Below are 6513 nucleotides of genomic sequence, written 5' to 3' on the forward strand. Positions count from 1 at the left end.
CCTAGGTGGCGTTGTCTCCAAGTGGACGGCGGTCAGTCAGACCCTGCGGCGGCGGCTCCAAAAAGTCCCGACCCCCATCGAACGGACGACCCTGGAGACACTGTGCCGGAGTAGAAAAGCTGGCCCACGACGCAGCCCGGGGGGCCGCCACACTTACGCTCCAGACGTTTGTCGATGACCTCAAACAACAATTGACCGCATCATAATTCCAAATTTTCTGCTGGTAGATCAAATGGTTGGTGGTGGGGGAAGTTGAGTCCCTCAAGCGTGACCAGGACCGCTGTCAAGGGCTTCCAGTGCTGATTGAGCCACCTGAATGCTGAAGGAAGTGTGCCACATGATCAGAGGGGAAATCCCTGCCAATCAGCAGACACCCACCTGAATTTGCCAGTATTGAGGCCCGTAGAACCATGGGCCTACAACGGGTGCCTGATACTTGCGCCGCGTTGCGTTGGAGCGTCCAGCCACACCCATCTGCAGAGCATTCAATACGGAGGGAACGTCTAAAGGGACGACCGGGACGAAACTGCCCCGCCCGATCGGAGAAAACGGCCCCTCATTTAGACTGAAGGCACGTGAACCGTACTGACCGTCTGCTCGCTATCGTCCTCGAACTGCAAGGACGGGGCCGCGTGCGTGCCGAAGACCTCGCGCGGCAACTTGAAGTCTCTAAGCGAACCATCTACCGGGACGTACTCGCTCTGAACGAAGCTGGGGTTCCCATCATCAGTGCCCCTGGGCAGGGCTACACCCTGATGTCCGGGTACTTCCTGCCGCCGCTTCACTTCAGTGTCGAGGAAGCCGTCATGCTTCTCCTGGGCAGCGACGTTGTCGCGCAGGCTTTCGAGGCTGGCCCCGCAGGGAGCGCCGCACGCAAGCTCAGGGCTGTACTCAGCGAGGATGTACGGGGTGAGGTACAGTTCCTCTACGACAGCCTCCGCCTGGTGCAGCGAGAGCCGGAAGAACTGCACGGCAAGGTCAGGATGCTTCGTCAGACGATCGCCGAGCGACGAACCGTCGAGTTCATTTATCACAAGCCCCACGCCGAGCAGGAGATCCGGCAGGCCGATCCGCATGGGCTCTTCCGCCTCAACCTGGTCTGGCTGCTTGCTGCCTTCGATCATGCACGGGTGGAGTTCCGCACTTTCCGTCTTGACCGGATTGAGGATCTGAAGGTTTTGCCCGGGCAGTTCAGGCGGCAACCACACTTCAAACTTGAGCGTGACGAGACGCGTGAGGGACGCGAGCTGACCATTCAGGCCTTCTTCGACCCGGAAGTGAGGCGCGAGGTGAGGCACAACCTGTCGTACTACGTGACGCAGACGCAGGACACCCCAGATGGACTCCTGGTGACGCTGCGGGTGCGTGCCGCTGAGGAGGTATTGCCCTGGCTGCTGTCCTGGGGGAGCAGGGTACGGGTGCTCGAACCTGCTTCTGTGCAAGCCCAGCTGATCAGGGCCGCCCAAGACATCCTGCGAAAGTACGCCTGAACGCTACTGACAGGACGGTGTCACTCGCCCCCGCCAAACTGAAGGCGGAGGTCAACAGATGCAGACTCGTTTGGATTTCATGTCAGTACAGGTGCGCGATCTCAGCGCTTCGCAGGAGTTTTATACCCAGGTGGTCGGCTTTGAAGCAGTTGACCACTCTCCTCCGGGCGCGGTGGTGTTTAGAAACCAGCAGGACGCAATCTTCGCCATTCGTCTGCCCTTGCCTGAGACAGACATCAGCAAAGACTTGGGGCTGGGTGTGGCGCTCTGGTTTGCCGTGGATGATGCCGATGTGCAGCACGCCCGCATCGTCTCGGCGGGTAGACAGGTCGTCTCGCCCCCGCAGCTTGGCCCCTTCGGACGAATGTTCGTGGTGCGCGACCCAGACGGCTACCAGCTCACCTTCCATCAGGGAGGAGGGAAAAGAACGTGATCACCCACACCACCCACCTTTTGCGGCCCATCCCTCCCTTCGACTTCGCGCAAACGCTGGGGTTTCTGAGCGGATTTACGCCTACCAGCGGTGAACAGCAGGTGGATGCGCGGTCGCTGACCAAGGCGGTGCGGATTCATGGACAGACTGTGGGATTTGACCTGCGCTCGGTCGGCACCCTTGAGGCACCTGAGTTGAGATGTACCCTCTTCGCAGACCGGCCTCTGACGCCGGGAGTCGAGGAAGCCGTCCTGGAGCGCGTGCGCTTTTTCCTCAGCCTGGACGAGGATCTGGGGCCGTTCTATGCGTTGGCACAGCAGGATGCACCGTTTCAGAAGGTGCTGCGTCCCCTGTACGGTTACCACCAGGTAAAGTTCCTGACGCCGTTCGAGAACGTCTGCTGGGCAGTGCTGACACAGCGCACTCCGGGGGATGGGGCCAGGGTGATGAAGCGGCGGTTGGTGGAAACATACGGTGGGTCAGTGCAGGACAGAGACAGCGTGTTGTGGGCGTTTCCTGAGCCTGCTGATCTCGCGGGGGCTTCTGCAGCCGAGCTGGGGGCGCTGTTGAAGCATCCGCGTAAGGGCGAGTACCTGGCTGCCGTTGTCCAGGCGTTCGGAGAAGTCAAGGAGGACTGGCTACGTCAGGGGCCGCTGAACGAGGTGCGGGCCTGGCTGCGCGGCATTCATGGCATTGGGGAGTGGTCGGCGACCTTTGTGCTGCTGCGCGGACTGGGACGAATGGAGGGTGCGGTCCTGGATGCTCCAGACAGCCTGTTCACGCAGGAGATAATGAAAGCAGCGACCCATGTATATGGCCCACTGAACTTTGAAGCCCTGAGCGCTCACGCGCGCCACTACGGGGCCTGGCAGGGATACTGGGCGCACTACCTGCGTGCGGCGGCATGACTCGGGGGACGAAGCTCAACTTCTGTGGTGATTGAAGACATCATTGACCGATGGGCATTTGGTTCTGGAGAGATGGCGACTGACCTGCAGTCTTTGCTTTTCAGCGAGGTCGGCTTCCAGTCCAACAGTGCCGCCCGCTGCAGACCGTGCCGGATTAAAGAAGCTGTGCAAATCAGCCGCGTCAAGGGAAGAGATTGTAGAACAGATGCTAATGAACATGGCATCCCCCTGCTATATGCCCTGCGGCTGCTGTTGTGTTGATCCATGCCGCAGGTGTTCGCAATTTGGAATGCTTATGTTTGGCAGACACCCACTCAGGTGTACGGACTGCCCACCGGGTTAAGGCTCCGACAACGGCCAACGGAGGACGCAGCGGGTATGTTGAGCCATGCCCTCGCTGCCCGGCTCCGATCTGGAGCCCTTCGCCTCTCTGGCAGAAAACCTTCAGCAGATCACCGAAGCGCTCGCCGCAACCAACACGGAGCGGGAGGTCATTGAGATCGCTCTGACCCCCGCCGTACAAGCTCTGGGAGCCGTTGCCGGAATCGTCCTGCTTGTTGACCAGACCGACCAGCAGCTGAAAATTGCGGGCAGCCAGGGATATGAAGACGGCATCCCGACCATCTGGCAGGAAGGCGCACTTGAAGATCATGTCCTGATTGCGGACATCCTGCGCATGCGTGAGGCGCTGTACTTCGAGTATGCCGGTGCGTTGAGGGAAGCTTATCCAGAACTGGAGAGCCGCACCGGGGGGCTCGCGGCGATTGCCCACGCAACGCTCCCGATGTTCCTGGATGACCGACCTCTTGGGGTCATCGTGCTGGATTTTACCGAGCCACACCACTTCTCACCCGAGGAACGGCGCTTCCTCACGATTCTTTCAGGTCAGTGCGCCCTTGCTCTGGGGCGTGCGCAGGCAACTGGGACGCTGGAAGACCGCGTTCAGGAGCGTACCCGGCAGTTGGAGATACAGACCCGGCGACTTGAAGAAGAACGGGCCGCTCAGGCTGCCTTCGTGACCTTCACGGAGGCTGTCGGCAGTGAGACCGACCTCCCCACGCTGATCCGCCAGGCGATCACCGTGCTCCAGGGCCGCTTTCCAGGGGCGAGCATCGTCTACTACGAGGTGGAGGGAAACCTCTGGAAGGCGCGAGTCTGGAGCGACGATCTGCACCCTGAACTGGTCGCCCTGATCACCGCTGGCCTTCCGGTGGAAACTCCGCTCTTCGCGGAAGTGTCTCACACCCGTCAGCCGGTGTTCACTGACGCCTGGGACGCCGAGCGGGAGGGCGTGACCTCAAGCGAGGAATACGGCGCTGCCGCCAACTATCCGCTTGTGATGGACGGTGTCCTGCAGCGGTTGTTGTCCATCGGTCTGCGTCACACCCGCAGCTGGAGCGAAGCGGACAGAGCTCTGCTTTGGTCGGTCGGTCGGAGCCTGAATCTGGCGCTGGAACGCACCGAGACCACCCGTCAGCTGGCGCTTCGGAACACCGAATTGCAGGCCCGCACCCGGGCGCTGGAAGCCTTTGCGGAACTGACCCGTGACCTGGCCTTCACCACCGACCCGCTCCTGCTCATCCGGCATGCTCAGGAGGTGGTGGTGTCGATGCTGGCGGACGGCGCGGCGCTGTATTACATCCCTGAAGGCGACCATTGGTATAACCGGGTGCAGCACGGCGTCCTGCGCTCGCCCGAATTGCAGACCACCATTGACGCGGGCCTGCCCTATGCCGAAACCCACAACCTGTTGATCCCCTGGACAACCGGGCGACCGTACTATCAGGACGTCTACGACCAAGAGACCGATGGACTGGCTTCTCTCACGGGTCACGTCAGCGCGACCGCCGCCCTGCCCCTGCGGGTGGAAGGAACGCTGACCGGGGTGCTGGCATTTGTGCTGTTCGACCAGCGCACCTGGTCAAGCGTGGACCGGGTGGTGCTGGAGACGACTGTGCACAGCCTGGAACTGGCGCTGGACCGGGCCGCCAAGACGAAGTCGCTCGACGAGGAACGCGCCGCTTTGCAGGCGTTTATACGCTTCGCCGAGATGGTGGGCAGCGAGACCGATGTTCAGATCCTGGTCGGGCAGGCCATCACCCTGCTGCATGAAACCTGTGGTGTAGAAGCCGCTCACTTCGAGCGTGATGGCGATCTCTTCAGGGCCACAGTCTGGAATTCCTCGGCGGATCCTGCCTTGTTGCCTCTCTTACAACAGGGCTTCCCCCTGCAAAACTCCGGCATTGCTCAGGTGCTTCAGCAGAATACAGCCGCGTACATCGACCACTGGCAGGACACCGGGCTGCTGATCCCAGAGTCTGGAATCTATCAGGCGGTGGCCGGCTACCCGTACTTCCTGGACGGAGCGCTGGAGAGCGTGTTGATGATCGGGTCACAGACATCAGCGACCTGGGATGAGCGGAGCAAGGGGATCTTCCGCGCTGTCGGTCGGAGTCTGGACCTGGCCCTCGACCGGGCGCGGCAGACCCGAATGGTGACCGCCCAGCGGGACGCGCTTGATATCCGCACCCGGGAGCTTGCAGAATCGACCCAGGAGTTGGAGGCGTTTTCTTACTCGGTGTCGCACGACTTGCGTACCCCGGTACGGCACATGATCGGCTTTCTGGAACTGGCCCGGAAGACCCTGGATGGCCGTCTCGACGAGCGCAGCGCACGATACCTGGATGTGGTCGAACAGTCAGGACGGCAGATGAACACCCTGATCGATGGCCTGCTGGACCTGTCGCACGCGGCCCAGCAGACCCTGCGGCCGAGTCTGGTCGACCTGAACGGGCTGATGGCGCAGATCCAGACCACCCTGCTCCCGGATCTGCTGACCCGGAACGTCGTGTGGGAGGTGGCAGACCTGCCTGTGGTGTGGGGAGACTGGGAAACCCTGAAACAGGTCATGACCCAGCTGACCGAGAACGCGCTGAAGTTTACCCGGACCCGTGACCCGGCCAGCGTCCGGATCTGGGCAGAGGATCAGGGCGAGGCCTGGCGGGTGTGCGTACAGGACAACGGTCTGGGTTTTGATCCACGCTATCAGGACCGACTGTTCAACCTGTTCCAGCGGCTGCACCGGGCCGACGAAGTCGGTGGAACGGGTGTGGGACTGGCCAGCGTTCGCCGCCTGATCCTCAAACACGGCGGCCAGGTGTTCGCCGAGGGGCAAGTGGATCAGGGCGCGACCTTCGGCTTCACCCTGCCCAAGGGCCGCTCGGTTTAGAACTCAACTTGGCGAGGAGAATAGCGTTTAGGAAGACCCTGTCGGAAACCTCGTGCGGGCGACGTGAGACACTGCCGCAGTGCCGATAAGCCGCCTGGAAGCCAACTTTGCGATTCTGGAACGTCTGCTGGAAGCTGTAGAAACTGAACCCGATCAGCGGTTCGGTCAACTCTTGTGGAATTTCGGTGTGCTGATTCCTGGGGAAGAAGGGGGGGTCAAAGACCCCTCAGTACCCGACACTTTGTTGAGGGGTTGAAATCTCCCGTCTGATCCGTCAAAACAGAACGCGTCCCCTGCCACGCTGACCCATCTGACGCGCTGCTTTTGTGCTCATTTCCCGGAGTACCGCAAAAACCAAGTGGAACTGCTTTCTCTCGTTGTCCTGGCACTCCTTCAAGCCAAGGACGTCCGGCATGGGGAGCTGGCTGAGCGTTTCCCGGGAAGCGCAGGGGC

General features: G+C 61.3%; 7 protein-coding genes. 6 read left to right on the forward strand and 1 reads right to left on the reverse strand.

The genetic code is table 11. The features are described from left to right. Position 1: 1 nt before the first annotated feature. Positions 2-151, reverse strand: a complete 150-nt coding sequence (locus F561_RS28845; RefSeq protein WP_157451819.1) for a hypothetical protein — start codon at positions 149-151, stop codon at positions 2-4. 424 nt (positions 152-575) lie between these two features. Here F561_RS28845 and F561_RS0111910 point away from each other — a divergent pair, with 424 nt between their 5' ends. The 6 genes from F561_RS0111910 (at position 576) to F561_RS28855 (ending at position 6316) form a co-directional block, all read left to right on the forward strand. Next, positions 576-1490 (forward strand): helix-turn-helix transcriptional regulator, encoded by a 915-nt coding sequence (locus tag F561_RS0111910; RefSeq protein WP_019010197.1) that lies wholly within the window; start codon positions 576-578, stop codon positions 1488-1490. A gap of 58 nt (positions 1491-1548) precedes the next feature. After that, positions 1549-1923 (forward strand): VOC family protein, encoded by a 375-nt coding sequence (locus F561_RS0111915; RefSeq protein WP_019010198.1) that lies wholly within the window; start codon positions 1549-1551, stop codon positions 1921-1923. Then, complete coding sequence (locus F561_RS25360) at positions 1920-2831, forward strand: DNA-3-methyladenine glycosylase 2 (protein WP_019010199.1); 912 nt, start codon at positions 1920-1922, stop codon at positions 2829-2831. The genes F561_RS0111915 and F561_RS25360 overlap by 4 nt, the downstream gene beginning before the upstream one ends. A gap of 27 nt (positions 2832-2858) precedes the next feature. Continuing rightward, complete coding sequence (locus F561_RS28850; protein WP_157451820.1) at positions 2859-3092, forward strand: hypothetical protein; 234 nt, start codon at positions 2859-2861, stop codon at positions 3090-3092. A gap of 127 nt (positions 3093-3219) precedes the next feature. Next, a complete protein-coding gene (locus tag F561_RS27210; protein ID WP_019010200.1) occupies positions 3220-6060 on the forward strand; it encodes a GAF domain-containing protein in 2841 nt (946 codons plus the stop codon). Positions 6061-6139: 79 nt separating this feature from the next. Next, positions 6140-6316, forward strand: coding sequence for a hypothetical protein (locus F561_RS28855; RefSeq protein WP_019010201.1), 177 nt, complete (start codon positions 6140-6142; stop codon positions 6314-6316). Positions 6317-6513 lie beyond the last annotated feature (197 nt).

Origin of the sequence: Deinococcus aquatilis DSM 23025 (assembly GCF_000378445.1) — a bacterium.
Lineage (GTDB): Bacteria > Deinococcota > Deinococci > Deinococcales > Deinococcaceae > Deinococcus > Deinococcus aquatilis.